At 70.4% G+C, this 25195-nt stretch carries 25 protein-coding genes; 16 read left to right on the top strand and 9 right to left on the bottom strand.

Translation table 11 applies throughout. From position 1 onward, the window contains the following. The first annotated feature begins 72 nt into the window (after positions 1–72). From BKE38_RS02690 to BKE38_RS02670, 5 genes are all read left to right on the top strand, one after another. Positions 73–1062 carry an alginate O-acetyltransferase AlgX-related protein gene (locus tag BKE38_RS02690; protein WP_076955824.1) on the top strand — a complete coding sequence of 330 codons (990 nt, stop codon included), beginning with the start codon at positions 73–75 and terminating at the stop codon, positions 1060–1062. Beyond that, the gene (locus BKE38_RS02685; RefSeq protein ID WP_076955823.1) at positions 1062–1751 is read left to right on the top strand and encodes an alginate O-acetyltransferase AlgF; all 690 of its coding nucleotides are present in this window, start codon (positions 1062–1064) and stop codon (positions 1749–1751) included. Before BKE38_RS02690 ends, BKE38_RS02685 begins: the two co-directional genes overlap by 1 nt. 255 nt (positions 1752–2006) lie before the next feature. Beyond that, complete coding sequence (locus tag BKE38_RS02680; protein WP_076955822.1) at positions 2007–2498, top strand: ureidoglycolate lyase; 492 nt, start codon at positions 2007–2009, stop codon at positions 2496–2498. Positions 2499–2530: 32 nt separating this feature from the next. Then, complete coding sequence (locus tag BKE38_RS02675) at positions 2531–3448, top strand: polysaccharide deacetylase family protein (protein WP_076955821.1); 918 nt, start codon at positions 2531–2533, stop codon at positions 3446–3448. After that, a complete protein-coding gene (locus BKE38_RS02670; RefSeq protein WP_076955820.1) occupies positions 3441–4172 on the top strand; it encodes a maleate cis-trans isomerase family protein in 732 nt (243 codons plus the stop codon). The genes BKE38_RS02675 and BKE38_RS02670 overlap by 8 nt, the downstream gene beginning before the upstream one ends. Before the next feature lie 25 nt (positions 4173–4197). On the opposite strand, the gene BKE38_RS02665 is transcribed toward BKE38_RS02670, so the two are convergent. Continuing rightward, positions 4198–4914: a hypothetical protein gene (locus BKE38_RS02665; RefSeq protein ID WP_076955819.1), complete on the bottom strand. Its 717-nt coding sequence runs from the start codon at positions 4912–4914 to the stop codon at positions 4198–4200. Positions 4915–5049: 135 nt separating this feature from the next. Between BKE38_RS02665 and BKE38_RS02660 the strand changes: the two genes are divergently transcribed. Continuing rightward, positions 5050–6525: an amidase gene (locus BKE38_RS02660; RefSeq protein WP_076955840.1), complete on the top strand. Its 1476-nt coding sequence runs from the start codon at positions 5050–5052 to the stop codon at positions 6523–6525. 6 nt (positions 6526–6531) lie between these two features. Here the strand turns inward: BKE38_RS02660 and BKE38_RS02655 are convergent, their stop codons facing one another. From BKE38_RS02655 to BKE38_RS02645, 3 genes are all read right to left on the bottom strand, one after another. Next, complete coding sequence (locus BKE38_RS02655) at positions 6532–7665, bottom strand: serine hydrolase domain-containing protein (RefSeq protein WP_076955818.1); 1134 nt, start codon at positions 7663–7665, stop codon at positions 6532–6534. Between the two features lie 60 nt (positions 7666–7725). Then, positions 7726–9069: an NAD(P)/FAD-dependent oxidoreductase gene (locus BKE38_RS02650; RefSeq protein WP_076955817.1), complete on the bottom strand. Its 1344-nt coding sequence runs from the start codon at positions 9067–9069 to the stop codon at positions 7726–7728. A gap of 143 nt (positions 9070–9212) precedes the next feature. Further along, on the bottom strand, positions 9213–10331 hold the full coding sequence (locus BKE38_RS02645; protein ID WP_106409111.1) for a LacI family DNA-binding transcriptional regulator: 1119 nt from the start codon (positions 10329–10331) through the stop codon (positions 9213–9215). Between the two features lie 219 nt (positions 10332–10550). Between BKE38_RS02645 and BKE38_RS02640 the strand changes: the two genes are divergently transcribed. The 6 genes from BKE38_RS02640 to BKE38_RS02615 all read left to right on the top strand — a co-directional run bounded on the left by BKE38_RS02640 (position 10551) and on the right by BKE38_RS02615 (position 15950). Continuing rightward, positions 10551–11834, top strand: coding sequence for a 3-isopropylmalate dehydratase large subunit (locus tag BKE38_RS02640; protein ID WP_076955815.1), 1284 nt, complete (start codon positions 10551–10553; stop codon positions 11832–11834). Continuing rightward, a complete protein-coding gene (locus tag BKE38_RS02635) occupies positions 11831–12331 on the top strand; it encodes a LeuD/DmdB family oxidoreductase small subunit (RefSeq protein WP_076955814.1) in 501 nt (166 codons plus the stop codon). The genes BKE38_RS02640 and BKE38_RS02635 overlap by 4 nt, the downstream gene beginning before the upstream one ends. A 33-nt stretch (positions 12332–12364) precedes the next feature. After that, positions 12365–13255, top strand: a complete 891-nt coding sequence (locus BKE38_RS02630) for an isocitrate lyase/PEP mutase family protein (protein WP_076955813.1) — start codon at positions 12365–12367, stop codon at positions 13253–13255. A gap of 73 nt (positions 13256–13328) precedes the next feature. Then, a complete protein-coding gene (locus BKE38_RS02625) occupies positions 13329–14342 on the top strand; it encodes a Bug family tripartite tricarboxylate transporter substrate binding protein (protein ID WP_076955812.1) in 1014 nt (337 codons plus the stop codon). 175 nt (positions 14343–14517) lie between these two features. Beyond that, the gene (locus BKE38_RS02620; RefSeq protein WP_076955811.1) at positions 14518–14868 is read left to right on the top strand and encodes a hypothetical protein; all 351 of its coding nucleotides are present in this window, start codon (positions 14518–14520) and stop codon (positions 14866–14868) included. 275 nt (positions 14869–15143) lie between these two features. Next, a complete protein-coding gene (locus BKE38_RS02615; protein ID WP_076955810.1) occupies positions 15144–15950 on the top strand; it encodes an MBL fold metallo-hydrolase in 807 nt (268 codons plus the stop codon). A 34-nt stretch (positions 15951–15984) separates the two neighbouring features. Here the strand turns inward: BKE38_RS02615 and BKE38_RS02610 are convergent, their stop codons facing one another. The 5 genes from BKE38_RS02610 to BKE38_RS02590 form a co-directional block, all read right to left on the bottom strand. Further along, entirely contained in the window at positions 15985–16809 is an 825-nt protein-coding gene (locus tag BKE38_RS02610) for a carbohydrate ABC transporter permease (protein WP_076955809.1), read from the bottom strand. After that, on the bottom strand, positions 16806–17681 hold the full coding sequence (locus BKE38_RS02605; protein ID WP_367595161.1) for a carbohydrate ABC transporter permease: 876 nt from the start codon (positions 17679–17681) through the stop codon (positions 16806–16808). The genes BKE38_RS02610 and BKE38_RS02605 overlap by 4 nt, the downstream gene beginning before the upstream one ends. Positions 17682–17698: 17 nt before the next feature. Next, positions 17699–18997: an ABC transporter substrate-binding protein gene (locus BKE38_RS02600; protein ID WP_076955808.1), complete on the bottom strand. Its 1299-nt coding sequence runs from the start codon at positions 18995–18997 to the stop codon at positions 17699–17701. Positions 18998–19022: 25 nt separating this feature from the next. Then, on the bottom strand, positions 19023–20105 hold the full coding sequence (locus tag BKE38_RS02595; protein WP_076955807.1) for an ABC transporter ATP-binding protein: 1083 nt from the start codon (positions 20103–20105) through the stop codon (positions 19023–19025). Positions 20106–20184: 79 nt separating this feature from the next. Then, a complete protein-coding gene (locus BKE38_RS02590) occupies positions 20185–20979 on the bottom strand; it encodes an IclR family transcriptional regulator (protein WP_076955806.1) in 795 nt (264 codons plus the stop codon). A gap of 122 nt (positions 20980–21101) precedes the next feature. Between BKE38_RS02590 and BKE38_RS02585 the strand changes: the two genes are divergently transcribed. From BKE38_RS02585 to BKE38_RS02570, 4 genes are all read left to right on the top strand, one after another. Continuing rightward, positions 21102–21863: an SDR family NAD(P)-dependent oxidoreductase gene (locus tag BKE38_RS02585; RefSeq protein ID WP_076955805.1), complete on the top strand. Its 762-nt coding sequence runs from the start codon at positions 21102–21104 to the stop codon at positions 21861–21863. A gap of 83 nt (positions 21864–21946) precedes the next feature. Next, a complete protein-coding gene (locus BKE38_RS02580; RefSeq protein WP_076955804.1) occupies positions 21947–23551 on the top strand; it encodes an ABC transporter substrate-binding protein in 1605 nt (534 codons plus the stop codon). Positions 23552–23579: 28 nt separating this feature from the next. Beyond that, positions 23580–24413, top strand: coding sequence for a polysaccharide deacetylase family protein (locus tag BKE38_RS02575; RefSeq protein WP_076955803.1), 834 nt, complete (start codon positions 23580–23582; stop codon positions 24411–24413). 10 nt (positions 24414–24423) lie between these two features. Then, entirely contained in the window at positions 24424–25179 is a 756-nt protein-coding gene (locus BKE38_RS02570; RefSeq protein ID WP_076955802.1) for an SDR family NAD(P)-dependent oxidoreductase, read from the top strand. Positions 25180–25195 lie beyond the last annotated feature (16 nt).

The following is a 25195-nucleotide window of genomic DNA, read 5'->3' as shown; positions in this document are numbered from 1 at the left end:
GCCGCAATTTTGGCCGCACGGGCCGCAGCCGGCGCAGCCATCCAGCCCACAGCCATCCGGAACGCCTCCGCCATGGTCGGGCGGCGCGGGATGCTGCAGCTGGGCGCCGCGGGCCTGGCCGGGCTGGCCGCGCCGGGCATCGCCCGGGCCCAGGACAACCTGCTGCTGCGCGGCCGCGACGGCTGGCTCTTCCCGAAATGGGACCTGTCGCGGCAGACCCCGCCCGAGGCGCGCCGCCGCATCCTGCAGGTGCTGGGCGAGACGCGGCGCATCTTCGCCGCCGGCGGCGTCGACCTGAACATCCTGCTGATCCCGTCGCGCACCCGCATCTACCGCGACATGATTCCACCCGGCACCGCCTTCCCGGCCGATTTCCAGGGCCGCTACGCCGCCGGGCAGAAGGGCCTGCAGGATGCCGGCTTCACCATCGCCAACCTGGCCGAGGCCTTTCCGGCGCAGCGCCAGCGCCAGCCCGACCAGCCGCTGTTCTTCAAGACCGACACCCATTGGACGCCGGGCGGCTGCGCCATCGCCGCCCATGCCATGGCGATGCAGCTGGCGCGCAACCCTGCGCTGTCGCCGCAGACCGGCCAGGTGCGCTCGGCGGTGACCTATCGCGAGGACGAGCATGCCGGCGACCTGCGCAACCTGCTGCCGGCGGCCGACAAGCGGAACTTCCAGGACCCGCATTTCTGGCAGCCGGTGATCACCCCCCAGGTGACGGCGGCCAGCGGCGGCGCCTCGCTGCTGGACGAGCCGCGCGCCGATGTCGCCGCCGTCGGCAGCAGCTTCTTCCACCAGCGCTACGGCCTGGCGGCGATGATCGGCTACCACCTGAACCGCAGTGTGGCGCTGGCCTGGAACGTGCACCAGATCGGCCCCTACAAGACCATGCTGGACTATGTCGGCAGCAGCGGCTTCCAGCAGGGGCGCCCCAAGGCCATCGTCTGGGGCTGCCACGAGCTCGATTTCGAATCCCCCCCGGACCGAAGCGCGACCTGGGGCCAGAACGCCATGGCCGACGACGTCTTCCTCAACCGCATGAAGCAGGTGGTCGGCTGATGTTTCTGTCCGTTCGCGCGGCGGCGCTCGGGGCCGTCGCGGCCCTGGCGCTTGTTCTCGGCCTGTCGCGTCCCGTGGCCGCGCAGGATTCGCTCTACGGCAAGCAGCCGCCGCCGGGCTCGGCCTTCGTCCGCGTCATCAACGGGCTGAACCGGCCGCTGCAGGCGCGGCTGCCGGACGGCACCCAGCTGCGCGCGACCGCCGAGGATGCCGGCCGCGTCACCCCCTTCCAGCTGGTGCGCGACGCCAGCCGGCCGCTGCGCCTGGTCCTGTCCGGCGGCCGCGAGCAGACGCTCGACATCCCGCTGAAGCCCGAGGCCTATATCACCCTCGTCGTCACCGGCGAGGGCGCCCAGGGCTACCAGATCGCCAGCGCCGCGGACGGCGTCATGTTCAACAAGGCCCGCGCCCGCCTGTCCTTCCACAACCTGATGCCGAACTGCGCCGCGACCCTGCAGCTGGCCGAGGGCAATGCCGCCGTCTTCCGCGACATCGGCTTCGGCGCCGCCGCCTGGCGCGACCTGAATCCGGTCAGCACCGGCCTCGCTGCGCCCTGCGGCAATCTGGCGCCGGCGCAGATCACCCTGCCGCGGCTGGAGCCCGGCACCCGCACCAGCCTCTGGCTGCTGCCGGCCGGCAATGCCAGCCGCCTGATCCTGACGACGGATGCCATCGCCGGCTGGAATTAGGTCTTCAGGCTGCCGCCGGAGGGAGGGCGCCTTGGCCGGGGCGCCCTTTCCTGTTTCTGCATCGTCTCTCGACAAAGTGGCCGTCCCGCTCTTCCGCTTCCGGTCCGGGACCGACATGCTGCCAACCTGCCAGAGGAAACCGCCGGAAAGCGCGCTGAGTCGCTCTGCCATTGCCGCCCCGAGGGCGGCCGCGGCGGCGGCTTTCCTGTTCCTGTGAGATCGCCGGGCCATGGGCCCGGCGCGGAGGATGGCCGGATGAGCGTGACCGGAAGCCTGACCCTGAAGCGGCTGACCTCGGAAGCCTTCGCCCCATATGGCGAGGTGCTGGAGCCCCCCAACCAACCCGGCCGCGTCTATTTCGAGCGCGCCCTCGGCAGCGCCCGCGCCGGCGCCTGGCCCAGCCTCGCCTTCTCCTGGCGGGAGCCGCATCCGGGCGGGTTGCTGCGCGTCAGCACCATGGAGCGGCATGAATTCTCCTCGCAGAGCTTCATCCCGCTCGGTCCCTCGCGCTCGGTGGTGCTGGTGGCGCCGCATGCCGCGACAGGTGGCCCCGATATGGACCGCGCCGAGGCCTTCCTCGCCGGCCGCGGCCAGGGCGTGACCTATGCCGCCAATGTCTGGCACCATCCGCTGACCGTGCTGGAGGTGCCCGCCCGCTTCGCCGTGGTGATGTGGCGCGACGGCACGGTGGGGGACGAGGAATTCGTGCCCGTCCCGCCCTTCGACCTGGATCTCGACCTGCCCTGAGTCTCGACATGTCCTGAGGGGGATTTCCGCGCATGGCTTATGAGGTGCGTCGCGACTTCCGCGGCTATGGCGCCAACCCGCCCGATCCGCGTTGGCCGAAGGGCGCCAGGCTCGCCGTCAACTTCGTGATGAATTACGAGGAAGGCTCCGAGCCCTCGATCCAGGATGGCGAGGGCCACAGCGAGTGGGGCCTGACCGAATCCGGCGGGCAGCAGGGGCGCGGCCGCGACCTGGCCGCCGAGGGCATGTTCGAATATGGCAGCCGCGTCGGCTTCTGGCGGCTGATGCGGCTGTTCCAGGAGCGCGGCCTGCCAATGACCGTCTTCGGCTGCGCCCTGGCCCTGGAGCGCAACCCGGAGGCGGCCGCCGCCATCCGTGAGAGCGGCTTCGACCTCTGCTGCCATGGCTGGCGCTGGGTGAAGCATTGGGAGCTGTCGGAGGAGGAGGAGCGCGAGCACATCCGCCGCGCCGTCGAATCCCTGCAGAAGACGGTGGGGAACCGCCCGCTCGGCTGGTATTGCCGCTACGGGCCCAGCGTGAACACCCGCCGGCTGGTCGCCGAGGAAGGCGGCTTCTTGTACGACAGCGACAGCTATGCCGACGAGCTGCCCTGGTGGCTGACCGTCGAGGGCAAGCCGCATCTCGTGGTGCCCTATTCGCTGACCCACAACGACGGCAAGTTCAACGGGCATGTCGGCACCGGCGACGCCTGGTTCAGCTTCGTCCGCGACGGCTTCGACATGCTGCGGGAAGAGGGCGCGAAGGCGCCGAAGATGATGTCGATCGGGCTGCATATGCGCCTCATCGGCCATCCGGCGCGGGCGCGCGGCCTGGCCAAGCTGTTGGACTATATCCAGCAATTCGACGATGTCTGGGTGACGCGGCGCATCGACATTGTCCGGCACTGGATGGCGACCCACCCCTATCCCGGGCGCGGCCTCAATGAATGACGAGAAACGCGTCCGGCTGGGGATGCTGACGCCCTCCTCCAACACGGTGCTGGAGCCGGTGACCCAGGCGATGGTCGCCGGCGTCCCCGGCGCCTCGGCGCATTTCTCGCGGTTCCGCGTCACCGAGATCGCGCTGTCCGACAGCGCTTTGGCGCAATTCGACGACAGCGCCATCCTGCGCGCCGCCGAGCTGCTGGCCGATGCAAGGGTCGATGTCATCGGCTGGAACGGCACTTCCGCCGGCTGGCTGGGCTTCGAGGCCGACCATCGGCTGTGCGAAAGAATTACCGCGACGACCGGCATTCCCGCCACCACCTCGATGCTGGCGCTGAACGAGATCCTGGCGGCGACGGGTGTCAGCCGGCTGGGCCTGGTCACGCCCTATCGCGCCGATGTCCAGGCGCGCATCGTCGCCAACTACGCGACGCTCGGCATCGATTGCGCCAGCGAGCGCCATCTCGGCCTGCAGGAGAATTTTTCCTTCAGTGAGGTGGAAGGGCCGGCTCTGACAGAAATGGTCGAGGCCGTCGCGGCCGAGGGCGTCGATGCCGTGGCGGTGGTGTGCACCAACCTGCGCGCCGCGCCCCTGGTCGCCGGCTGGGAGGCGGCGCTGGGCCTCCCCGTCTACGACACCATCGCCACCGTGGTCTGGAAGAGCCTGGCCGTCGCCGGGGCCGATCCGGCAGCCCTCAAGGCCTGGGGACGGATCGGCGCTCTGGGCTGATATTGGACATATCCTATATCCTCCATCAGAGGCCGGCGCGCATCCCGGCGACCAGACGGATCAGCTGCACGACCAGCGCCAGCAGGGCCAGCGCCGCCAGGATGCGCCGCGGCGGTGCGCGTTCGCCGGATGTCTGCAGCACCCGCGCCGCCAGGCCGCAGAGCCCCAGCAGCATCAGCATGCCCAGGCACAGCCCGGCGCCGAAGACCGGCAGCATGACCACCTGCATGGCGTCGCCGCTGGTCAGCACGACCGCCAGCAGCAGCGGGAACATCATCAGCCGCGAGGTGGCCAGGCACGCCACCAGCAGCGCCTTCGGCCAGGTCTCGCCCGCCGGCCGCCGCCAGGCCAGCAGCGCCGCCAGCGGCAGCCAGGCCGCATCGAGCCACAGCGTCGCCTGCATCAGGAAGAAGCGATGCGCGTCCAGCGCCTCGCCCCAGGCCAGCACGACCAGGATGGCCGGCACCACCGCGGCCAGCACCGTCCCGGCGCCCCAGCGGAAGGCCAGCCACATCCGCGCCCCCAGCGGCTCGGGCCCGGCCAGCAGGAACAGCAGCCCGACCGCCAGCAGCCCCGGGATCTGGCCCAGCTGCTGGAACAGGAACATCCCGGCGACGCCTGCCGCCAGCAGCGGCATCGGCCCGAAAGGCAGCAGCACGACGACCGCCAGCCCCAGCACCAGCCAGAGCGGGTTGAAGCCCGGCTGGTCCCTGGGCGGCGGCGGCGTGGTCTCGGTCGACATCAGCCTGACCTAAGCGGCACGGCGCGGCGGGCGCCAGCCGGGGCTGCTTCACGATCGCGGTGTGGCCCCACCTTGACCGGGTGCGGCGCCGGTCTAGGCTCGCCGCCTTCTGCGAGACGCAAAGGGATGGCCGCGATGACGTTGGCGATGAGCTGGGAAGAATGGGCCGGGCATGACGCGACGGCGCTGGCCGGGCTGGTGCGCGCCGGCCAGGTGACGCCGGCCGAGCTCGCGGCCCAGGCCGCCGCCGGCATCGCCAAGGTCAATCCCGCCCTCTCCGCCGTCGTCGAGGTCTTCGACGACGTCGTCGCGGATCCTTTCAAGGACGGCATGAATCCGGACGGCGTCTTCGCCGGCGTGCCCTACCTGATGAAGGACCTGGGCCCGACGCTGAAGGGCCGGCTGCAGGAAATGGGCTCCTTCCTGATGCGCGGCAACCGTGCCGCCGCCGACAGCTTCCTGACCGGGCAGCTGCGCCGCGCGGGGCTGAACATCATCGGCCGCAGCACCACGCCGGAATTCGGCGTCTGCAGCTCGGCCGAGAACCCGGCCATGTATGTCACCCGCAACCCGTGGAACCTGGACTACACCACCTGCGGGTCCTCGGCCGGCACTGCGGCGGCGGTGGCCGCGGGCGTCACGCCGATCTCGCATGCGACCGATGGCGGCGGCTCGATCCGCATCCCGGCCGGCGTCTGCGGCAATATCGGGCTGAAGCCGTCGCGCGGCGTTCTTTCTGTTGCGCCCTACAGCTCCGACCTGATGGGCGTGGTTTCCACCCAGGGCTGCCAGACGCGGACCGTGCGCGACATGGCCAGCTTCATCGATGCCTGCCGCGGCGGCGCGCCGGGCGAGTTCATGCCTTACTGGACCGCGCCGGAACCCTATGCCGAGCTCATCAAGCGGGACCCGAAAAAACTGCGCATCGCGCTGTCGCATGAATGGGGCGACTACCGCGCCATTCCGGAATTCGTGTCCGAATTGGAGCGGGTGGGGCGCTTCCTGGAAGGCCTCGGCCATCATGTCGAATGGGTGGTGCCCAAGGTCGATTTCCGCGCCGCCTATGCCGCGCAGACCACCTGCTACATCACCAACTTCGCCCAGACCATCGAGACCCTGCTGGCCCAGGTCGGCCGCAGCGCGCCGCCGCCGGCGGAGCTGATCGAGCCGATGAACATCCGCATCTGGCAGGCCGGCATCGACGCCACCTATTCCGAGCGGACGAAGATGCAGGCGGCCTTCAACGCGACCTCGCGGGCCTTCGGCGCCTTCTTCGAGGAATGGGACATTCTCCTCACCCCGATCACCGCGCTGCCGACGCCGAAGGTGGGCACGACGGAATATCTGACGATCAGCGACAACCCCGACGTGCATGACTGGTTCGGCAATCTCTGGAAGTTCTTCGCCTATACGCCGCTGTCGAATCTCTGCGGCATCCCCGGCATCTCGCTGCCGATGGCCGAGCAGGCGCATGGCCTGCCGCTGGGCATCCAGGCGCAGACCAAGCAGGGCGGCGACGGGCTGCTGCTGCAGCTCTCGGCGCAGATCGAGCGCGCGCTGGGCGGCGCGTGGAACCAGGGGCGCCGCCCCGGGGTCCACGTCACCGCCTGACGCAGCTCAGCGCAGGGCGGCGGTGAGCGCGGCGTGGAAAGCGGCGCGCTCGGCCTTCATGTCGACGGTGTAGGCCGCTGCATAGGGCGGCTGCGGCCGGGCGGAGAGGGTGACCACCACCAGCTCCTCCGCCGGGTCCAGGCAGAGGCTCTGGCCGGCGAAGCCCACCGCCGCCATCACCCCGTCCTGCAGCCACCAGCTATAGCCATAGCCGGTCGCGCCGAAGGAATTCTCCGTCGGGTTCAGGGTGAAGGCGGGACGCGAGGCCTCGGCGAGCCAGCCCTCCGGCAGCACGCCATGGCCGCCTTCGAGAAGAAAGAGCCCGAAGCGGCCGAGGTCGCGCAGCGTCATGCCGGCGCGGCTGCCGCCGATCTCCTGCCCGCCGTCGGATTCCAGCGTGTAGAAGGCGTCGAACTCCATGCCCTGCGGCGTCCAGATGCGGCGGGTCATATAGTCGGCGATGGTCGTCCCCACCGCCGCCGACAGCAGGCAGCCCAGCAGATAGGTGTCGCCGGTGTTGTAGAGGAAGCGCGTGCCGGGGGTGTGTTCCGGCTTCAGCTCGCCCAGCAGCTTCAGCACGCCGCCGGGCACCTTGTCGCCCAGGCTCTGGCTGTAGCGGTTCACGTGGGAATGGCGGTCGGTGTAGTCCTCGCTCCAGGCGACGCCGGAGGACATGGTCAGCAGGTCGCGCACCGCGACCGCGTCATAGGCCGAGCCGCGCACCGTGGGGACATAGGAAGACACCTTGTCGTCCAGGCTGGCGATGGCGCCGTCCTGCAGCGCCGCGCCGATCAGCGTCGAGGTCAGCGACTTCACCATCGACATGGTCGACCAGCGGGTGGCTTCCTCGAGCCCCAGCGCATAGCGCTCCAGCACGATGCGGCCGCGCTTGATGGCCAGGATACCGGAGACGCAGGCGCGGTCGATATACGCGTCCACGCCGTGCTCGACACCATCGACGACGTAGCGCGGCGCGACCTCGGTCCCGCGCGGCAATTCGCGGACCTTCGGCCCGCGCGTCACCGCGCGCGTCGCGAACATCCGGTCCACGTTCCGATAGGCGAAGGCCTGCTGCGTCGGCGGCAAGAGCAGAAATTCGCCGCCGGCCGGGATGTGGAACTGCGGCTTCGCCTCGGACATTTTTCTTCCTATCAGCAGGGCGCCCTGCCGCGCCATCGGGCGCGGCAGGACCGAAAAAACTTAGAACATGCCGGGGCGGCGGATGGGGCTGCCGTCGACCAGGCGGGCGTAGCGGAAGGCGGTCGGATCGACGATCGGCGGCTTGCCCAGGATCAGGTCGGCGGTCAGGCGCCCGGCGCCCGGGCCGATGCCGAAGCCATGCCCGCTATAGCCGGTCGACAGCCACAGCCCGGGCATCGCCGCAACCTGGTCGATCACCGGCACCGCGTCGGGCGTGCTGTCGATCCAGCCGCCCCAGCTCTGCCGGATCTTCACGCCTGCGAAGTCGGGCCAGGAATTGGCAATTTTGGCGAGGGCGGCGGGGATGATCGAGGTGTTCGGCATCGGGTCCAGGGTGCGCATGTCCTCCTGCTCGAAGACCGTTGGCTTGTCGAAGGACCACTTGCCGTAATGCGCGCCCGGGCCGCGGAAGAAGGATCCGCCGAAGCCCCAGGTCACGCTCTTCCGGCGCTCCATCAGCGTCGGCCAGAACTTGCGGGCATAGCGGATGCCCTGCGGCGTCAGCTCGATCTGGCCGCGATTGGCGGCGGCGATGATGTAGCTGCCGTCGCGGCGGCGGCCGATCGTCACCCCCGGCGTCGCCAGCCCGCCCGGCGTCACCTGCGGCGCCACCTCGGTCGCGAAGATGGTCGAGCGCACGCTGGACTGCGGCAGGTCGATGTCGTGGCGGCGCAGGAACATCGACGACCAGGCGCCGGCGGCCAGCAGCACCACCGGGGCGGCGATGCGGCCCCGCTCGGTGAAGACGCCGCTGACGCGCCCGGCCGTCGTGTCCAGCCCGCGCACGGCGCAGCGCTGGTGGATGGTGGCGCCCAGCCTACGGGCGGCCTCGGCGATGGCGGGGACGGCCTTGGCGGGCTCGGCCATGCCGTCGCTCGGCGACTGCACGCCGCCGATCCAGCGATGCGACTGGGTGTTGCCCGGCGTCAGCTCGCGCGCCTCGTCGCCGGTCAGCATGCGGCTGTGCTGCTGGTAGGTGCGGGCCATGTCGACCCACTTTTGCCAGGTCGCCAGCTCCGATGGGCTGTCGGTGACATAGACCAGGCCGGTGCGGCGGAAGCCGAGATCGGCGCCGGTCTCGGCGACCAGCTTCTCCCACTGCTCCATGCTGCGCTGGGCCAGCGGGATCTCGCGCTCGTCGCGGTTCTGCACGCGGCACCAGCCCCAGTTGCGGCTGGACTGCTCGCCGGCGACGACGCCCTTCTCCAGCACCGCGACCCGCTTGCCGGCCTGGGCCAGGTAGTAGGCGGCAGTGATGCCGGCGATGCCGGCGCCGATCACCACGACATCGGCTTCGGCCGGCAGCGCCGCGTCATCCTGGACGCGATCGACGGGAGGAGACATGGCGCGGCGATTCCTGATCTGGGCGGCGGTTCGCGTGAAAGGGCGGCAGCCTCCTGCAGCGCAGCGCGGCTGGCAAGGGGGCGCCATGATGCTAGGCGCCGGGCCGCGCAGATCCTGCCGTTTGCAGCGGGGCGGGCGGCAGATCACTCTGCCGCCGGCAAGGCCGCGTCGGGAATTCCGCTGGGCGGAAGCGGTGAACCGGGCAGCCGGCAGGAAGCGCCGAGCCGCAGCGTGCCGCGCAGCAGCACGCGTTCCTGCGGCGCGGCGCCAGCACCGTGCTCGATGCCGGTCAGCAGCAGGTCCAGGCCGCGCGCGACCATCGCCTCCAGCGGCTGCACCAGGGTGGTCAGGCGGTAAGGCGGGCGCTGGGCCAATGAAATCCCGTCCATGCCGACGACCGAGACGTCGCCAGGAACCTTGAGCCCGGCCTCGCGCAGCGCGTCGATCACGCCCATGGCGAGGATATCGGCCACCGCGAAGACGGCGTCGGGGCGCTCGGCGGCGGGCAGGGCGGCGATGCGCTGCCCGGCGGCGAAGCCCGCGGCATGGCTGGCGCCGCCGGTGAAGAGGGCGGGTGCTTCGCCACCGGCGGCGGCGACAGACTGACAGAAGCCCTCGGTGCGTTCGCGGCCCGTCGAGGTCGCGGCATTGCCGGTGACGACGGCCAGCCGACGGTGCCCGGCCTGCAGCAGCAGCTCGGCCAGCACCTCGGCGCCGGCGCGGTTGTCGCAGGAGACGGCCGAGCCATGCTCGCGCGCCACGCGGTTGATCATCACCAGCGGCACGCTGTTCGCCGCGCAGATCGCCGCGGCCTTGGAGGAAAGCTCGGCCGAGGTCACCAGGCAGCCATCGACGCGATACTGCAGCAGCGCCTCGGTGGTGGCGTCCTCGATCGGGCCGGGGCCGGCATGCAGCAGCAGCAGCCGGCAGCCGCGCGCCGCCGCCAGCCGCACCGCCTGCTGCATCAGCTCGGCATAAAAGGGGTTTTCCACGGGTCCCAGCACCAGGCCAATCAGCCCTGAGCGCCCCAGCACCATGCTGCGCGCCAGGATGTTGGGAGTGTAGCCGGCCTCCTGGGCGAGGGCCGTGATGCGCGCCCGCACCTCGGGCGAGATCCGCGCATCGTCGCGCAGCGCGCGGGAGACGGTGGAGGCCGCGACGCCTGCCCGCTGCGCCAGGCTGGCGATGGTGGCGCGCCCTGACCCCGGCCTGGCCGCAGCAGAGCGGGCAGGGCGGCGCGGAGGGGCGGCGGCTTGGTCCATGCCCCTCCGGCTAGCATGGCCGGAAACGTGGTGCAAACGATGCCGCGCTGCAGCAACTCTTCGAATCGGCTTTGCTTGCGGAGAATCCATGCTAACGATTGCACAACGCACTGGCCCCGAGACCGGTCGCGTCATCGTGGGAGACAGCGCGCCCGGCCCCTCCCGGCGCGCGCTGCAGGGACGGGAAGGAAGCGGCATGCCGATGGGCGTCGCGCGGCCATGAGCGGCCGCAGCATCACCGAGAAGATCCTGGCCGCCCATGCGGTGGAAGGCCGGGCCGTGCCGGGCAGCATCGTCACCGTGCGGCCCGACGTCGTGCTGCTGAACGACGTCTCCGGCCCGCTGGCCTTCGAGCAGTTCGACGCCATGGGGGCCGAGCGCCCCTTCGACCCGGCGCGCATCGTGCTGGTGGCCGACCATTTCGCGCCGGCCCCTGACGTCACGGCGGCCGGCGCCATTGCCATGACGCGCGACTTCGCCCGCCGCCACGGCATCGCGCATTTCTACGAGCCCGGCCGCGGCGGCATCGAGCACACGCTGCTGGCCGAGCTTGGCATGGTCGGCCATGGCAGCATCGTCTTCGGCGCCGACAGCCATACCTGCACGGCGGGCGCCTTCAACGCGCTGGGCATCGGCTTCGGCTCGACGGACCTGGCCGGCGCGCTGGCACTCGGAAAACTGTGGATGCGGGTGCCCGACAGCATCCGTGTCGAGCTGCATGGCGCTCCTGGCGCCTATGTCACCGGCAAGGATGTCATCCTGGAGCTGATCCGCCGTATCGGCTCGGACGGCGCCGCCGATGCCGCGCTGGAATTCGGCGGGCCGGGCATCGCCGCCCTCGGCATGGATGAGCGCATGGCGGTGGCCAACATGGCCGTCGAGGCCGGCGCCGACTGCTGCGTCTTCGAAGGCGACGCGCAGTCGCTGGCCGACATGCAGCGCCGCGGCATGGCGCCCGTGGAGGCGGTGATGCCGGATGCCGACGCGGCCTACCGCGCGGTGATCCGCATCGACCTCTGCGCCCTGGCGCCGATGGTGGCGCGGCCGCCGTCGCCGGCCTCGGGCGTCGCGGTCGGAACCCTGCGCGGGCAGCGGGTCGACCAGGTCTATGTCGGCAATTGCTCGAACGGCACCATGACCGATCTGCGCCAGGTCGCCGCCATCCTGCGCGGCCGCCAGGTGGCGCCGGGGGTGCGCATGGTGGTGGTGCCGGCGACCCAGAAGATCTGGCGCCAGGCCATGGCGGAAGGGCTTCTCGAGGTGATTTCCGCGGCGGGCGCTGCGATCTCGACGCCGACCTGCGGCGCCTGCTTCGGCGGCCATATGGGCATCCTGGCGGCGGGCGAGACCGCCATCGCCACCACCAACCGCAATTATCGCGGCCGCATGGGCCATCCCGACAGCCAGGTTTTCCTGTCGAATGCCTGGGTGGCCGCCGCCGCCGCGGTCGCCGGAGAAATCTGCCCGCCGGACGAGGTGATGGCGATGGAGGTGGCGGCATGAGCGCGCTTCTCACCGGCCGTGTGCATCGCTTCGGCGACGAGGTGAACACCGACGTCATCCTGCCCGGCCGCTACCTGGCGCTGCGCAAGCCCGAGGAGCTGGGCAAGCATTGCCTGGAAGGGCTGGACCCGGATTTCATCCATCGCGTCCGCCCCGGCGATATTCTTGCCGTGGGGCGCAACTTCGGCTGCGGCTCGTCGCGCGAGCATGCGGTAATCGCACTGAAGGCGGCAGGCGTCGCCGGCATCGTCGCCGTCAGCGCCGCGCGCATCTTCTTCCGCAATGCGGTGAACCTTGGGCTGCCGGTGCTGCTCTGCGCCGAGGCCGCAGCGTCGCTGCGCGAAGGCGAGGAAGCCAGCATCGACCTGGACGCCATGGCGATCGCGCAAGGCGGCCGCGACTGGACGGCGGCGCCGCTGGGCGCGGAGGTGCGCGCCATCCTGGCCGCCGGCGGGCTGGTGCCGCGCGTGCGCCAGGCGCTGGGCGCCGCCGCCTAGATTTCTTTCACGACCAGGACTGGAACGAGAAAAATGGCAGACAAGCGTCTCAAGGAAGCGCTGGCGGCGAAGCAGTTCATCGTCGCCCCCGGCATCTTCGACATGATCTCCGCCCGCATCGCCGACCGCATGGGCTTTTCCGCGCTCTACGCGACGGGCTACGGCACCGTCGCCTCGCATCTGGGCGTGCCCGATGCCGGCATCGCCACCTTCAGCGACATGGTCAGCCGCATGGGCCGCTTCGCCCAAGGGTCGGCGACGCCGGTGATCGCCGATGCCGACACCGGCTATGGCGGACTGCTGAACGTGCGTCACACGGTCATGGGCTACGAGGCCGCCGGCATCGCCGCGATCCAGCTCGAGGACCAGGAAGTGCCGAAGAAATGCGGCCATACCCCGGGCCGCCGCGTCATCCCGGCCGAGGAGATGGCGCTGAAGATCGAGGTCGCCGCCGAAGCCCGCAAGAGCGACGATTTCCTCATCATCGCCCGCACCGATGCGCGCACGACGCTCGGCCTGGATGAGGCGATCCGCCGGGGCAAGCTGTTCCGCAAGGCGGGCGCCGACATCGTCTTCATCGAGAGCCCGGAGACCGAGGACGAGATGAAGCGCATCGGCCAGGAGATCGACGCGCCGCTGCTGGCCAACAATGTCGATGGCGGCGGCCGCACCCCGATCCTCTCGGCCGAGAAGCTGGCGAGCTACGGCTACGACATCGCCATCTATCCGGCGCTGGGTTTTCTGACTGTTGCCGCCGCGCTCGAGCGCTCCTATGCGCATCTGAAGGCGAAAGGCGTGACGCATGGCATCGGCGACGACGTCATCTACGACTTCGCCAAGATGAACGAGCTGATGGGCTTCCCCGAGGTCTGGGATTTCGACCGCCGCTGGACCCGCGACCAGCCCGCCAAGGCCGCCGAATAGTTTCTTCGTTCCCGGCCGCTGTTGGCGGCCGGGGCGCTGCGCCTGCCTGCCCAAGAAAAAACAGGGACGTCCCATGAACGAGCTCATCTCGACGAAGTTCTCACGCCGGGGGCTGGGAAGGGTGGCGGCCGGCCTGCTGCCGGCCGCCACCCTGGCCACGCCGGCGCTGGGCAATACCGCCGCCGCCAGCTGGCCCGACCGGCCGGTGCGCATGGTGGTGCCCTTCGGCGCCGGCGGCGCGGTCGACACCCTGGCGCGCAGCTTCGGCCAGCGCTTCCCCGAATTCGCCAATGGCCAGCCGCTGGTCATCGAGAACCGCGCCGGCGCCGGCGGCATGGTGGCCGGCGCCTATACCGCCGGGCAGCAGCCCGACGGCTATACGCTGATGATGGCCGATATCGGCGCCAACTCGATCGGCCGGCTGCTGAACCGGCAGCTCGGCTACGACCCCATGACCGCCTTCACGCCCATCATGCATGGCGTGAACCTGCATGCCGCGCTGGTGACCAACCCGCAGACGCCGCAGCAGACCCTGGACCAGCTGATCAAGGCCGCCCAGGCCTCGCCGGAGACGCTGATCTACGCCTCGGCCGGCGTCGGCAACGGCAGCCACCTGTTCATGGCCCTGCTGGAGCGTCAGGCGAAGATCCGCATGGTGCATGTGCCCTATCGCAGCGGCTCGGAGACGGCGCTGGCGGTGATGCGCAACGAGACGCAGTTCTGCTTCCCGAGCCTCTCCTCGGTGCTGGGCATGGTGCGCAGCGGCCAGCTGCGCGTCATCGCGGTGGGCGGCGGAAAATGCCCGCAGGCGCCCGAGGCGCCGCTGATGCGCGACACCATCCCGGGCTTCGACGTGGCCATCTGGTATGGCGTGGCGGCGCCGGCCGGGATGAACCCGGCCCTGGCCGACCGCGTCAACGACGTCTTCGCCCGCATCGCGGCGCTGCCCGAGATCAGGCGCAACGTCGAGGAGAACCAGGCCGGCGCCATCGTCGGCGGCGGGCGCCAGCAATTCGCCGACTTCCTGAAGCGCGAATATGACCGCTGGGGCCCGGTCATCCAGGAAGGCGGCATCCGGGTCGAGTGAGACCGATCCGAGCAGCTGCGCCGCAGGCATTCGATGTGTGGCGCAGTTCCCGGGAAACACGCGCGAAAGCGCAAGACCCTTGCCGGCCAGGATCGAAAATCCCTTGCAATCTCCCGCGCGCCCTGCGGCTGGCAAAAGGCCGGGCCGGCCAGGCGCAACCGGGAGACTGACCAGGATGACGATCTACAACGGCTCCGGCGGCAACGACATCTTCCTGCTGGCCCACCATCGGCAAGGCGACGCCATCAAGGCGGATGGCAATGCCACCGGGGGCCAGCCTTCTGGCTTCCCCATCGACTTCGCCAAACGCGGCAATGACAGCATCAGCGGCGGCTGGGGCCGCGGCGTGGTCTATGGCGGCGCTGGCGACGGCGTCATCCGCGGCGACGGGCAGAGCCTGCCCTGGGGCAGTCCAAGCAGCGCTGGCCTGGGCATCTGCAATGATGGCGCCGACCTGCTCGACGGCGGCGCCATGGGCCATCTCTGGGCGGATCGGGCGCCGACACCTTCCTGTTCCGCTATCTGATGGTCCACGGCCCGGAAGGCACCAACCTCGGCCGGAACACCATCCACGGCTTCGAGGCCGGCATCAACAGGATCGACCTGCGCGGCCACTCCGTCCGGCGAGATCCAGCAGGTGCCGACCGGGCGCGGGCTGGCGCTGCGCCTCGAGGCGATCGGCGGACCGGCCACGATCGCGCCGCTGGGCCTTGGCCATCCGGTGCAAGGCGATATCCTGATCTGAAGCGTCCCCGCGCGCGCCGCGCCCCAGGACGGGACGCGCGTGGGAGCTCCGACGCCATGCCGACCTTTCTTTGCGCCACCTGCGGGACCTCCTTCGCGCCGTCCGGGGCGCCGCCGGCAGCCTGCCCGATCTGCGAGGAGGAACGGCAATATGTCCCCGCCGGCGGCCAGGCCTGGACCACGCGGGCCGCGCTGGCGGCCGGGCACCGCAATGCCTGGCGCCGGCACCAGCCGGGCCTCTACAGCCTGCAGACGGTGCCAGCCTTCGCCATCAACCAGCGGGCCTTCCTGCTGCGCACGCCGCAGGGCAACATCCTGTGGGACTGCATCGCGCTGCTGGACGGGGCGACGCAGGAGATCATCGCCGCGCTGGGCGGGCTGGCCGGCATCGCGCTGTCGCATCCGCATTACTACACGACCATGCAGGACTGGGCGGCCGCCTTCGATGTGCCGGTGCATCTGCATGCCGCCGACCGCGCCCATGTGGTGCGTCCCGACGACCGGCTGCGGTTCTGGGACGGCGACAGCCTGCCGCTGGCAGACCGGCTGACGCTGATCCGCGCCGGCGGGCATTATGCCGGCGGCACGGTGCTGCATTGGGCGGAGGGTGAGGGCGTTCTGCTGGTCGGCGACATCGTCCAGGTCACGCCGGGGGCGCGCGGCGTCTCCTTCCAGTGGAGCTATCCGAACATGCTGCCGCTGTCGGCCGCCCGGCTGCGCCAGCTCACCGAGCGGCTGGCGCTCTGGCGCTACCAGCGGATCTACGGCGCCTTCCTGGGCCAGGAGGTGGCGGAGGGCGGCGAGGCCATGGTGGCCGAATCCGCCGCCCGCTATCTGCGGCTGCTGCAGGCGCCCCCTACCTGACGCCGGTCACTTGATGCCAGTCACTTGATGCCGGTCACTTGATGCCGGCCCGCATGAAGGACTGCACGAACTGCCGCTGGAACAGCAGGAAGCCGAGCAGCAGCGGCGCGGCGGTCAGCAGGGTGGCGGCGCTGATGATGGCCCAGTCGATGCCCTGGTCGGTGGAGGCGAAGACCGCCAGCCCCACCGTCAGCGGCCGCGTGTTGACGCTGTTGGTGACGACCAGCGGCCAGAGGAAATTGTTCCAGTGATAGGCCACCGAGGTCAGGCCATAGGCAAGATAGGTCGGCTTGGCCAAGGGCACGTAGAGCCGCCACAGGATCGCCCAGGGCCCGCAGCCTTCGAGGCGTGCGGCCTCTTCCAGTTCCGCCGGAATCTGCAGGAAGGTCTGCCGGAGCAGGAAGATGCCGAAGGCGGAGGCGAGATAGGGCAGGCCGATGCCGAAGACCGTGTCGACCAGGCCGAGGGCGCGCATGGTCCGGTAGTTCTCGACGATCAGCATGTCGGGCATGACCATCAGCTGCACCAGCACGATGGCGAACAGCGCGCTCATCCAGCGCGACCGGCTGCGGGCGAAGACGAAGGCCGCCAGGGTGCAGAGCACGAACTGCCCGCCGGTGACGAAGCAGACCAGCAGGACGGTGTTGAGGAAGTAGCGGCCGAAGGGCGCCGCGTCCCAGGCGGAGACGAAATTCTGCAGGGTGAGCGGCGCGGTCAGCTCGAAGCGTGTCGCATAGCCCGTGGGATGGAAGGCGGCCCAGACGGCGTAGAGCACCGGTGCCGCCCAGAGCAGGGCCAGCAGCCAGGCCGCCGCCGTCTCCAGCGTCAGGCCCAGACGTGATGCAAAAGACGTCCTCACCGGTAATGCGTCCGGCGGCCAAGGAGAGAAAATTGCAGCGCGGCGATCACCGCCAGCACCGCCAGCAACACGCCGGTCAGCGCCGAGGCCTGCGCCGTGTCCCAGAAGCGGAAGCCGGTCTCGTAGATGTAGGTCATCAGGAGTGCCGTCGCATTGTCCGGCCCGCCCTGGGTCATGACCAGGATGTGGTCGACCAAGCGGAAGCTGTTGATCACGGCGTTCACCGCGATGAAGAGGGTGGTGGGCCCGAGCAGCGGCAGCGTGACGCGCCAGAAGATCCGTCCGCGCGATGCGCCCTCGAGCGACGCGGCCTCGAGCAGGCTGGGCGGGATGGCCTGCAGCGCCGCCAGGTAGAAGATCATGAAGAAGCCGGCTTCTTTCCAGACGGCGATGGCCATCATGGCGCCCAGCGCCGTCTCCTGCGAGCCGATCCAGTTGGTCGGTCCCCAGCCGAGCAGAAGCCGCGTCAGCCGGTCGATCATGCCGTAGTCGGGCGTGTAGAAAAACAGCCAGAGATTGGCGACGGCGATCATCGGCAGCACGGTCGGGGTGAAGAAGGCGATGCGCATGGCTGTGCGGCCGCGCAGCCGCCCGTTGACCCAGAGCGCCATGGCCAGCGCCAGCGCGATCGACATCGGCACCGTGCCCAGCGCATAGAGCAGATTGTTCCAGAGCGCCTGCCAGAAGATCGGGTCCTCGGCCAGGGCGGCGTAGTTGTTGAGGCCGACGAAAACCGCCGGCCGGCGCGGCGTCGGCGTCGAGAACAGCGCGTGCCACAGCGTGGCCAGCGCCGGCACATGGGTGAAGGCCGCGAGCAGCAGCAAGGCCGGGCCCAGCATCAGCCAGGCATGCAGGAAGCGTGGCATGCGCATGGGCCCGGTCTCTGGGATCAGCCGCGGTAGCGGCGCAGGATGCGCTCGGCCTCGGCCTGGGCCGCGGCCATGGCCGGCTGCGGCTGGCTGCGGCCGGTCAGCACCGCCTGCAGCCCGTCGTTCAGCGCCTTGGTGACGCGCTGGTTCTCATGGGTGGAGAGCTCGGCCACCGCATGGCGCAGCTGGTCGCGGGCGACGGCGGCGGCGGGGAAGGCAGCGACGTAGTCCTTCATCTTCGCCGTCTCCCAGGCTTCCGGGGAGGTCGCGACATAGCCGGTGTCGATGCCCCACTGCGCCGCGCGCTCCGGCTCGGTCAGGAAGCGGGCGAACTTCACCGCGGCGGCGCGCTTGGCCTCGCTCGCCGACTTGAAGACGTACAGGTTGCCGCCGCCGGTCGGGCTGCCGGGCTTGCGGCCGGCGGCCAGCTGGGCGACGCCGAACTCGAAGGGCGCATTCGTCTTGATGTTGGTCAGGTTGCCGGTGGTGGTCCAGATCATCGCCACCTTGCGCTCGAAGAAGTCGCGCGGCGTGGTGCCCCATTCGACGATGCCGGTCGGATGCACCTTGTGCTTCTGCGCCAGGTCCAGCCAGTACTGCAGGGCCTCCGCCACCTTCGGGTCGGCGTAGAAGGTCTGGTTGCCGGCCTCGTTCATCAGGCGCACGTCGTTCTGCGTGGTCAGCGCCTGGAACAGCCAGTAGGGGAAGCCGGAGGAGGGGATCTGCATGCCCCACTGGCTGACAGTGTCGCCCGAGCGGCGGGTCAGCTTCTGCGCGAACTCGACCTGCTCGGCCCAGCTGGCCGGCGCCACCTCGGGGTTCAGCCCGGCGGCCTTGAAGGCCTCCTTGTTGTAGTACATGACGATGGTGGAGCGCTGGAAAGGAATGCCCCAGGTCTTGCCGCCGGTGCGGCTGTTCTCCATGAAGCCCGGATAGAAGCTGCCCATCCAGGAGGTCTCGGCGCCCGGCAGCCCGTCCCAGGGCACCACGACGTCCTCGTCGATCAGGGTGAACATGTCGGTCGACAGCAGGCAGGCCATGTCGGGCGCGTCGCCGCCGCGCGCCGCGGTCAGCGCCTTGGTGATCGAGTCCTGGTAGCTGCCGGTATAGACCTGGCGGATGCGGATCCCTGGATTGGCCTTCTGGAAATCGTCGCAATAGCCGTCGATGATCCTGGCGATCGGCCCGCCGACGGCGATCGGATAGTTGAAGGTCAGCTCGACCGGCGCCTGGGCGCGGACAGCCGGGGCGGCCAGGAAGGGCGAAGCGGCCAGGGCGCCCAGGGAGGCACCGATTGCGGCGCGGCGGGTGATCGACATCGGCAGGTCTCCGGTTGGGTCGGGATCAGGCGAAGGGAGGCAGCGGCAGGCGTTTGCCGCTGTTGGCGTCGAACAGATGCGCCAAGGGCGGCAAACGCAGCCGGACCGGACTGCCCGGCGGCAGGGCGTGGTGGCCGGGGATGCGCGCCTGCAGCAGGGCGCCGCCGCTGCCCAGGGCGCAGGCCAGCACCGTCTCGGCCCCCAGGAATTCGGCGGCGGTGACGCAGGCGGGCAGGCCGTCCTCGGCCGGCACCACCTCTTCCGGGCGGATGCCGAGCAGCGCGCCGGCGGCGGAAGCCGGCGCCAGCAAGTGGTCGGGCAGTCCCGCGATGCCGGCGCCGCCCGCATGCGCCACCAGCGGCAGCAGCGACATCGGCGGCGTGCCGATGAAGGAGGCCACGAAGGCGCTGGCGGGGCGGGCATAGATCTCGGCCGGGGTCGCGTCCTGCTCGATATGGCCGTCGCGCATCAGCACGACCTGGTCGGCCATGCTCATCGCCTCGGCCTGGTCGTGGGTGACATAGACCATGGTCAGGCCGAGGCGCTGCTGCAGCGCGCGGATCTCGCGCCGCATCTCGCCGCGCAGCTTGGCGTCGAGGTTGGAAAGCGGCTCGTCCATCAGGCAGATCGGCGCCTCGGCGACGATGGCGCGCGCCAGCGCCACGCGCTGCTGCTGCCCGCCCGACAGTTGCGAGGGGCGCCGCTTCAGCAGCTTCTCCAGCCCGAGCAGCGAGGCGGCGCGGGCCAGCCGGGCCTCGCGCTCGGCCGCCGCGACACGACGGGCGCGCAGGCCGAAAACGATGTTCTCGGCGACATCGAGATGCGGGAACAGCGCATAGGACTGGAAGACCATCGACAGCCCGCGCGCCGCCGGCGGCAGCTCGGCGACATCGCGGCCGTCCAGCACGACGCGGCCGCCATCGGCGCGCTCCAGCCCGGCGATGACGCGCAGCAGGGTCGACTTGCCGCAGCCCGAGGGGCCGAGCAGCACCACGAAGCGGCCGCGCGCCGCGCGCAGATGGATGTCATGCAGCACGGTGGTGCTGCCGAACTGCTTGCGCAGGCTGTCGAGGCGGATGGCGTCCGCGGAAGCAGGGGCCGCTGTCATGGCGGCGCGAGGTAACGGCTTCGTGCGTCGGGCCGATGACGGTTGCGTTGCAGTTCGGTGAAGGTCCGGTTGCGCGGGCTTACCGCATGCGGCTGAGCGCCTCCGCCGCATGCAGCACCAGCGGCGCCAGGCGGCGGAAGGCGGCGGGTTCCCATTCCGCCAGCGAGGCGGCGACATGGATGGCGGCGACCGGCCGGCCGCCGGCATCGCGCACCGCGGCTCCCAGCGTGATCTCGCCACGCAGCGATTCTTCCAGACAGAGAGCAAAGCCGTCGCGGCGGGCCTCAGCCAGCTTGGCGCGGATGCCGGGCAGGTCGGTGATGGTGGACGGCGTCAGCGGCGTCCGGTCGGAGCGCGCCAGCACCGCCTCCGCCTCGGCCTCCGGCAGGGCGGCCAGGATGGCGCGGCCGCCGGAGGAGCAGAAGGTGGGCATGCGCCGCCCGACCAAAGTCGCGGAAAAGGTCTCGCGCTTGCTCTGCAGCCGCACGACGTAGATGACGCTGGTGTCGTCGAACAGGCTGAGATCGACGCGCTCGGGGATCGACTTGCGCAGCTCGTGCAGCACGGGCACGGCGCGCTCGATCAGCGGCTCGGCGCGCAGGAAGTCGAAGCCGCGGTCCAGCAGCTTCTTGCCCGGGGCCAGCCCGCCCGGCTGTCGTTCCAGGTAGCCCAGCGCCTGCAGGGTGTGGGCGATGCGCTGCGTGGCGCTCTTGTCCAGCCCGGCGGCGGCGGCCAGCTCGGCCAGGCTGAGCGGCCGGGGCTGCCGGCCGAAGGCTTCCAACAGCTGCATGGTGCGCTGCACGCCCTGCAGGAACAGCCGGTCATCGACCCCCGCCGGCGGCGCGGCGGCGGCTTGCGCCGTTGACACCTTCATCCGTGCTTCCTAACCTTTTCCCGGCAATTCGACAGTATTGCTGAGCGATATAGCAGCGGTTTTCGCAGGGTGGAAGCGCCGGCGGGCGGCGCTGGTCTCCGGCAATGGGGAAGAGGCTCGGGATGCAGCGTTTCGCGGGGCGCGTCGGCGCCATCACCGGCGCAGGATCAGGCCTGGGCCGCGCCGTCGCCCTTGGGCTGGCGGCGGAGGGCGCCCGGCTGGTGCTGTTCGACCGCGACGCCGGCGGCCTGGCCGAGACGCTGAAGGACTGCCCCGGCAGCATCGCCGTCCAGGGTGACGTGACCCGCGCCGGCGACCTGCAGCGCGCCGCCGCCGAAGGGCTGGAGCGGCTCGGCCCTGCGACGCTGCTGGTGACCGGCGCCGGCATCCTGGGCCCCACCGGCCCGGCCATCGAGGCCAGCGAGGAAGACTGGGACCGCACCTTCGCCGTCAACGTCAAGGGCACCTGGGCGGCGGCCGCGGCCTTCATTCCGCAGATGCAGGGGGCCGGCGGCGGCGCGGTGGTGACCATGGCCTCGGCCGCGGGCCTCACCGGCTCCGCCCAGCTGCAGGCCTATTCGGCCAGCAAGGGCGCGGTGGTGATGCTGACGCGCAGCCTCGCTCTGGCGCATGCGCCGCAGGGCATCCGGGTGAACAGCGTCTGCCCGGGCTCGATCGAGACGCCGATGCTGGCCGCGACCTTCGCCGCCGCCGGCGACGCGGCGGCGCAGGAGGCGCGCATGGCGCTGTTCCGCGCCCGCCATCCGCTGGGCCGCTTCGGCCAGGCCGGCGAGGTCGCCGATTCCGTGCTGTATCTGCTGAGCGACGCCGCCAGCTTCGTCACCGGGGTCTGCCTGCCGGTCGATGGCGGCCGCCTGGCGTGACGCGACCCGGGCGAGGGGACAGAGATCCCCCGCCCGACAGGGAAGAGTGCCTGCGGCTGCAACGGGTCTGGGGGAGCTTTCGGATGGAATTCGCAAAGACGTTTCGGCGCGGGCTGCTGGCCTCGGCCGTGGCGCTGGCCCTGGCGGCGCCGGCCATGGCGCAGGGCGCCGCGGAGAAGCCGCTGCGCCTGGTGGTCAGCGCCGGGCTGCAGGTGCTGGACCCGATCACCAGCCCTTCCTTCATCACCCGCAACTTCGGCTACATGGTCTTCGACACGCTGGTGGCGCAGGACAGCAAGGGCGAGCCGCGGCCGCAGATGCTGGAAGGCTGGACCGCCAGCGAGGATGGGCTGACCTGGCGCTTCACGCTGCGCCCGGGCCTGGAGTGGCATGACGGAAAGCCGGTCACCGCGGAAGACTGCGTCGCCTCGCTGAAGCGCTGGGGCGCGCGGGATTCCACGGGCCGGCGGCTGCTGGCGGCGACCGCCTCGCTGACGGCGGACAGCGCGACGCAATTCACCCTGGTGCTGTCGCGCCCCTTCGGCGGGGTGCTGGACGCCCTGGCCAAGCCCAGCGTGCATGTGCCCTTCATGATGCCGGCGCGGCTGGCGGCGACCCCGCCGACCACGCCCGTGCCCGAGATCATCGGCAGCGGCCCTTTCCTGTTCATCGCCAATGAATGGGTGCCGGGCGAGCGCGCCACCTTCCGCCGCAACCCGCGCTACGTGCCCCGCGCCGAGCCGGCCGATGGCCTGGCCGGGGCCAAGCAGGTGCATGTCGAGCGCGCCGAGTTCATCAACATCGCCGATGCCGCGACCCGCGCCGCGGCGCTGCAGAATGGCGAGGTCGATTATCTCGAATACGCGCCCGTCGACTTCCTGCCGCTGCTGACCCGCGACCGCCGCCTGACCATCGCCGGCGCCCGCGGCATCGCCCAGATCATGGGCGGGCTGGCACTGAACCACGCGCAGCCGCCCTTCGACAACATCAAGGTGCGCCAGGCGCTGCAGATGGCGCTGGACCAGTCGGAGATCGTCGCGTCGCATGGCCTGCCGGAAGGCATGGCGCTGCCGATCTGCCAGTCGATGACGCTCTGCGGCACGCGCTATGCCAGCGAGGCGGGGTCGGAGAGCATCCGCCAGCCGAGCCTGGAGCGCGCGCGGCAGATGCTGAAGGACTCCGGCTACAACAACGAGCGCGTCGTCTTCCTGCATTCGGCGACCTCGCCTTTGATCAACCCGATGGCCATGGTGGTGGTCGACCGCATGAAGCGGCTGGGGCTGAATGTCGACCAGCAGCTGATGGACTGGGCCGTGGTGGCGCAGCGCTGGTCGAGCCGCGAGCCGGTCGAGCGCGGCGGCTGGAGCGCGGTGCCGGTGGTCTATACCGGCTTCGACCTGGCCGATCCGCTGAGCAACATGGGCATCGGCTACAACTGCACTGGCGGCGCGCCCTGGAACTATTGCGACGAGGCGCTGACGCCGCTGCTGCAGCGCTTCGAGGCCATGCCCGGAAGCGACCTGGAAGGCCGCCGCGCGCTGTCCGCCGAGATCAACCGCCGGGCGCTCGCCAATGTCAATTTTCCCCTGACCGGGCAGTTCTCCGCCCCGGCAGTGTGGCGCAGCGAGCTGCAGGGGGTGATCGATGTCGGCTTCCCCGTGCTGTGGAACATCCGCCGCGCCCGCTGATTTTTCTTCTCCCTAGGAGGCCTGCTCCATGCCGCGCCATATCGCCTGCCTGTCCTTCGACTTCGATGCCTTCTCCGGCTTCGCCGCGCGGGGGATGCTGACGCCGACGCCGATCTCCCGCGGTGAGTTCTGCGTCATCGGCGCCGGCCGCATTCTCGATCTTCTCGGCAGCCGCGGCATCAAGGGCAGCTGGTATATCCCCGGCGTGGTGATCGAGACCTATCCGGAGATCTGCGGCCGCATCGTCAAGGCCGGCCACGAGGTCGGCCATCACGGCTGGAGCCACGTGCCCCCCGCCGAGCTTTCCGCCGAGGTCGAGGCGGAGGAATTCGCCCGCGCCGTGGAGAGCATCAAGACGCTGACCGGCGCCGGGCCGAAGGGCTATCGCTCGCCGGCCTGGGACCTGTCGGACCGCACCATCGAGCTGGTGCTGGAGCATGGCTGCGAATACGACAGCTCGATGATGGGCCATGACTGCGAGGCCTATTTCGCCCGCCGCGGCGACAAGGTCTCGGTCGACGGCCCGCTGATCTTCGGCGAGACCACCAATCTCGTGGAAGTGCCGATCAGCTGGTCGCTGGACGACCATCCGCATTTCGAGTTCTTCCGCACCAAGGCCGGCGTCATGCCGGGCCTGGCCAATGCCAACGACGTGCTGGAGAACTGGCTGGCCGATTTCGACTACATGCAGCGCACCACCGAGCAGGGCATGCTGGTCTATACCTTCCACCCCTATGTGGTCGGCCGCGGCCATCGCATGATCTTCCTCGAGAAGCTGATCGACGGGCTGACCCAGCGCGGCGCCGAGTTCTGCACGCTGGACCAGATCCAGCGCGACTTCCGCGCCCGCCAGGCCGGCTGAGGGGAACGCTGTGAGCAACAAGCTTGAAGGCCGCGTCGCCATCGTCACCGGGGCGGCGACCGGCATCGGGGCTGCGACCGCCGCTCGCCTCGCCGCCGACGGCGCCCGGCTGCTGCTGGCCGACCGCAACCCGGCCGTGGCCGAGACCGCCGCGGCGCTGGGGGCGGCGCATCTGCTGCTCGACATCAACGCGGCCGATGCCGGCAGGCAGCTGGCGACGGCAGCGCTGGACGCGCATGGCCGCATCGACATCCTGGTCAACAATGCCGGCATCGGCGGCGCCAGGAAGCTGTCGGACTCCGACGACGACCTCATCGACCGCTTCGTCGACACCAACCTGAAGGCGGTGCTGCGCGTCACCCGCGACGTGCTCCCGCATCTGACGCGGCCGGGCGGGCGGATCGTCAATCTCTCCTCGATCTTCGGCCTGGTCGGCTATCCCAACACCACCGCCTATGCGGTGGCCAAGGCCGGCGTCGCGCAATTCACCCGCCAGCTGGCCGGCGACGTCGGCCCCGAGGGCATTCTGGTGAATGCCATCGCCCCGGGCGTGATCGAGACGCCGATGACGGTGAACCATCTGCAGAACCCGCATTACGTGCAGAACATGCTGGTGCCGACGCCGCTGCGCCGCTCCGGCAAGCCGGAAGAGATCGCTTCCGTGGTGTCCTTCCTCGCCTCCGACGACGCCTCCTTCATGACCGGCCAGGTGCTGGTGGTCGATGGCGGCTGGCTGGTGGCGCGCAATGCCCCCGCGGCGCCCTAACCTTTTTCCCCTGGAG

The sequence above is a fragment of the Teichococcus deserti genome (assembly GCF_001982615.1).
Classification (GTDB): Bacteria; Pseudomonadota; Alphaproteobacteria; order Acetobacterales; family Acetobacteraceae; genus Pseudoroseomonas; species Pseudoroseomonas deserti.
This window is presented reverse-complemented; position numbering and strand designations above follow the sequence as displayed.

Coding starts and splice junctions, on each gene's coding strand:
- BKE38_RS02615 (WP_076955810.1), top strand. CDS start 15,144: ATGCCGACCTTTCTTTGCGCCACCTGCGGGACCTCCTTCGCGCCGTCC.
- BKE38_RS02575 (WP_076955803.1), top strand. CDS start 23,580: ATGCCGCGCCATATCGCCTGCCTGTCCTTCGACTTCGATGCCTTCTCC.
- BKE38_RS02675 (WP_076955821.1), top strand. CDS start 2,531: ATGGCTTATGAGGTGCGTCGCGACTTCCGCGGCTATGGCGCCAACCCG.
- BKE38_RS02595 (WP_076955807.1), bottom strand. CDS start 20,105: ATGACAGCGGCCCCTGCTTCCGCGGACGCCATCCGCCTCGACAGCCTG.
- BKE38_RS02620 (WP_076955811.1), top strand. CDS start 14,518: ATGACGATCTACAACGGCTCCGGCGGCAACGACATCTTCCTGCTGGCC.
- BKE38_RS02585 (WP_076955805.1), top strand. CDS start 21,102: ATGCAGCGTTTCGCGGGGCGCGTCGGCGCCATCACCGGCGCAGGATCA.
- BKE38_RS02630 (WP_076955813.1), top strand. CDS start 12,365: ATGGCAGACAAGCGTCTCAAGGAAGCGCTGGCGGCGAAGCAGTTCATC.
- BKE38_RS02660 (WP_076955840.1), top strand. CDS start 5,050: ATGACGTTGGCGATGAGCTGGGAAGAATGGGCCGGGCATGACGCGACG.
- BKE38_RS02605 (WP_367595161.1), bottom strand. CDS start 17,681: ATGCGCATGCCACGCTTCCTGCATGCCTGGCTGATGCTGGGCCCGGCC.
- BKE38_RS02640 (WP_076955815.1), top strand. CDS start 10,551: ATGAGCGGCCGCAGCATCACCGAGAAGATCCTGGCCGCCCATGCGGTG.
- BKE38_RS02650 (WP_076955817.1), bottom strand. CDS start 9,069: ATGTCTCCTCCCGTCGATCGCGTCCAGGATGACGCGGCGCTGCCGGCC.
- BKE38_RS02690 (WP_076955824.1), top strand. CDS start 73: ATGGTCGGGCGGCGCGGGATGCTGCAGCTGGGCGCCGCGGGCCTGGCC.
- BKE38_RS02665 (WP_076955819.1), bottom strand. CDS start 4,914: ATGTCGACCGAGACCACGCCGCCGCCGCCCAGGGACCAGCCGGGCTTC.
- BKE38_RS02580 (WP_076955804.1), top strand. CDS start 21,947: ATGGAATTCGCAAAGACGTTTCGGCGCGGGCTGCTGGCCTCGGCCGTG.
- BKE38_RS02680 (WP_076955822.1), top strand. CDS start 2,007: ATGAGCGTGACCGGAAGCCTGACCCTGAAGCGGCTGACCTCGGAAGCC.
- BKE38_RS02670 (WP_076955820.1), top strand. CDS start 3,441: ATGAATGACGAGAAACGCGTCCGGCTGGGGATGCTGACGCCCTCCTCC.
- BKE38_RS02685 (WP_076955823.1), top strand. CDS start 1,062: ATGTTTCTGTCCGTTCGCGCGGCGGCGCTCGGGGCCGTCGCGGCCCTG.
- BKE38_RS02590 (WP_076955806.1), bottom strand. CDS start 20,979: ATGAAGGTGTCAACGGCGCAAGCCGCCGCCGCGCCGCCGGCGGGGGTC.
- BKE38_RS02625 (WP_076955812.1), top strand. CDS start 13,329: ATGAACGAGCTCATCTCGACGAAGTTCTCACGCCGGGGGCTGGGAAGG.
- BKE38_RS02645 (WP_106409111.1), bottom strand. CDS start 10,331: ATGGACCAAGCCGCCGCCCCTCCGCGCCGCCCTGCCCGCTCTGCTGCG.
- BKE38_RS02655 (WP_076955818.1), bottom strand. CDS start 7,665: ATGTCCGAGGCGAAGCCGCAGTTCCACATCCCGGCCGGCGGCGAATTT.
- BKE38_RS02600 (WP_076955808.1), bottom strand. CDS start 18,997: ATGTCGATCACCCGCCGCGCCGCAATCGGTGCCTCCCTGGGCGCCCTG.
- BKE38_RS02635 (WP_076955814.1), top strand. CDS start 11,831: ATGAGCGCGCTTCTCACCGGCCGTGTGCATCGCTTCGGCGACGAGGTG.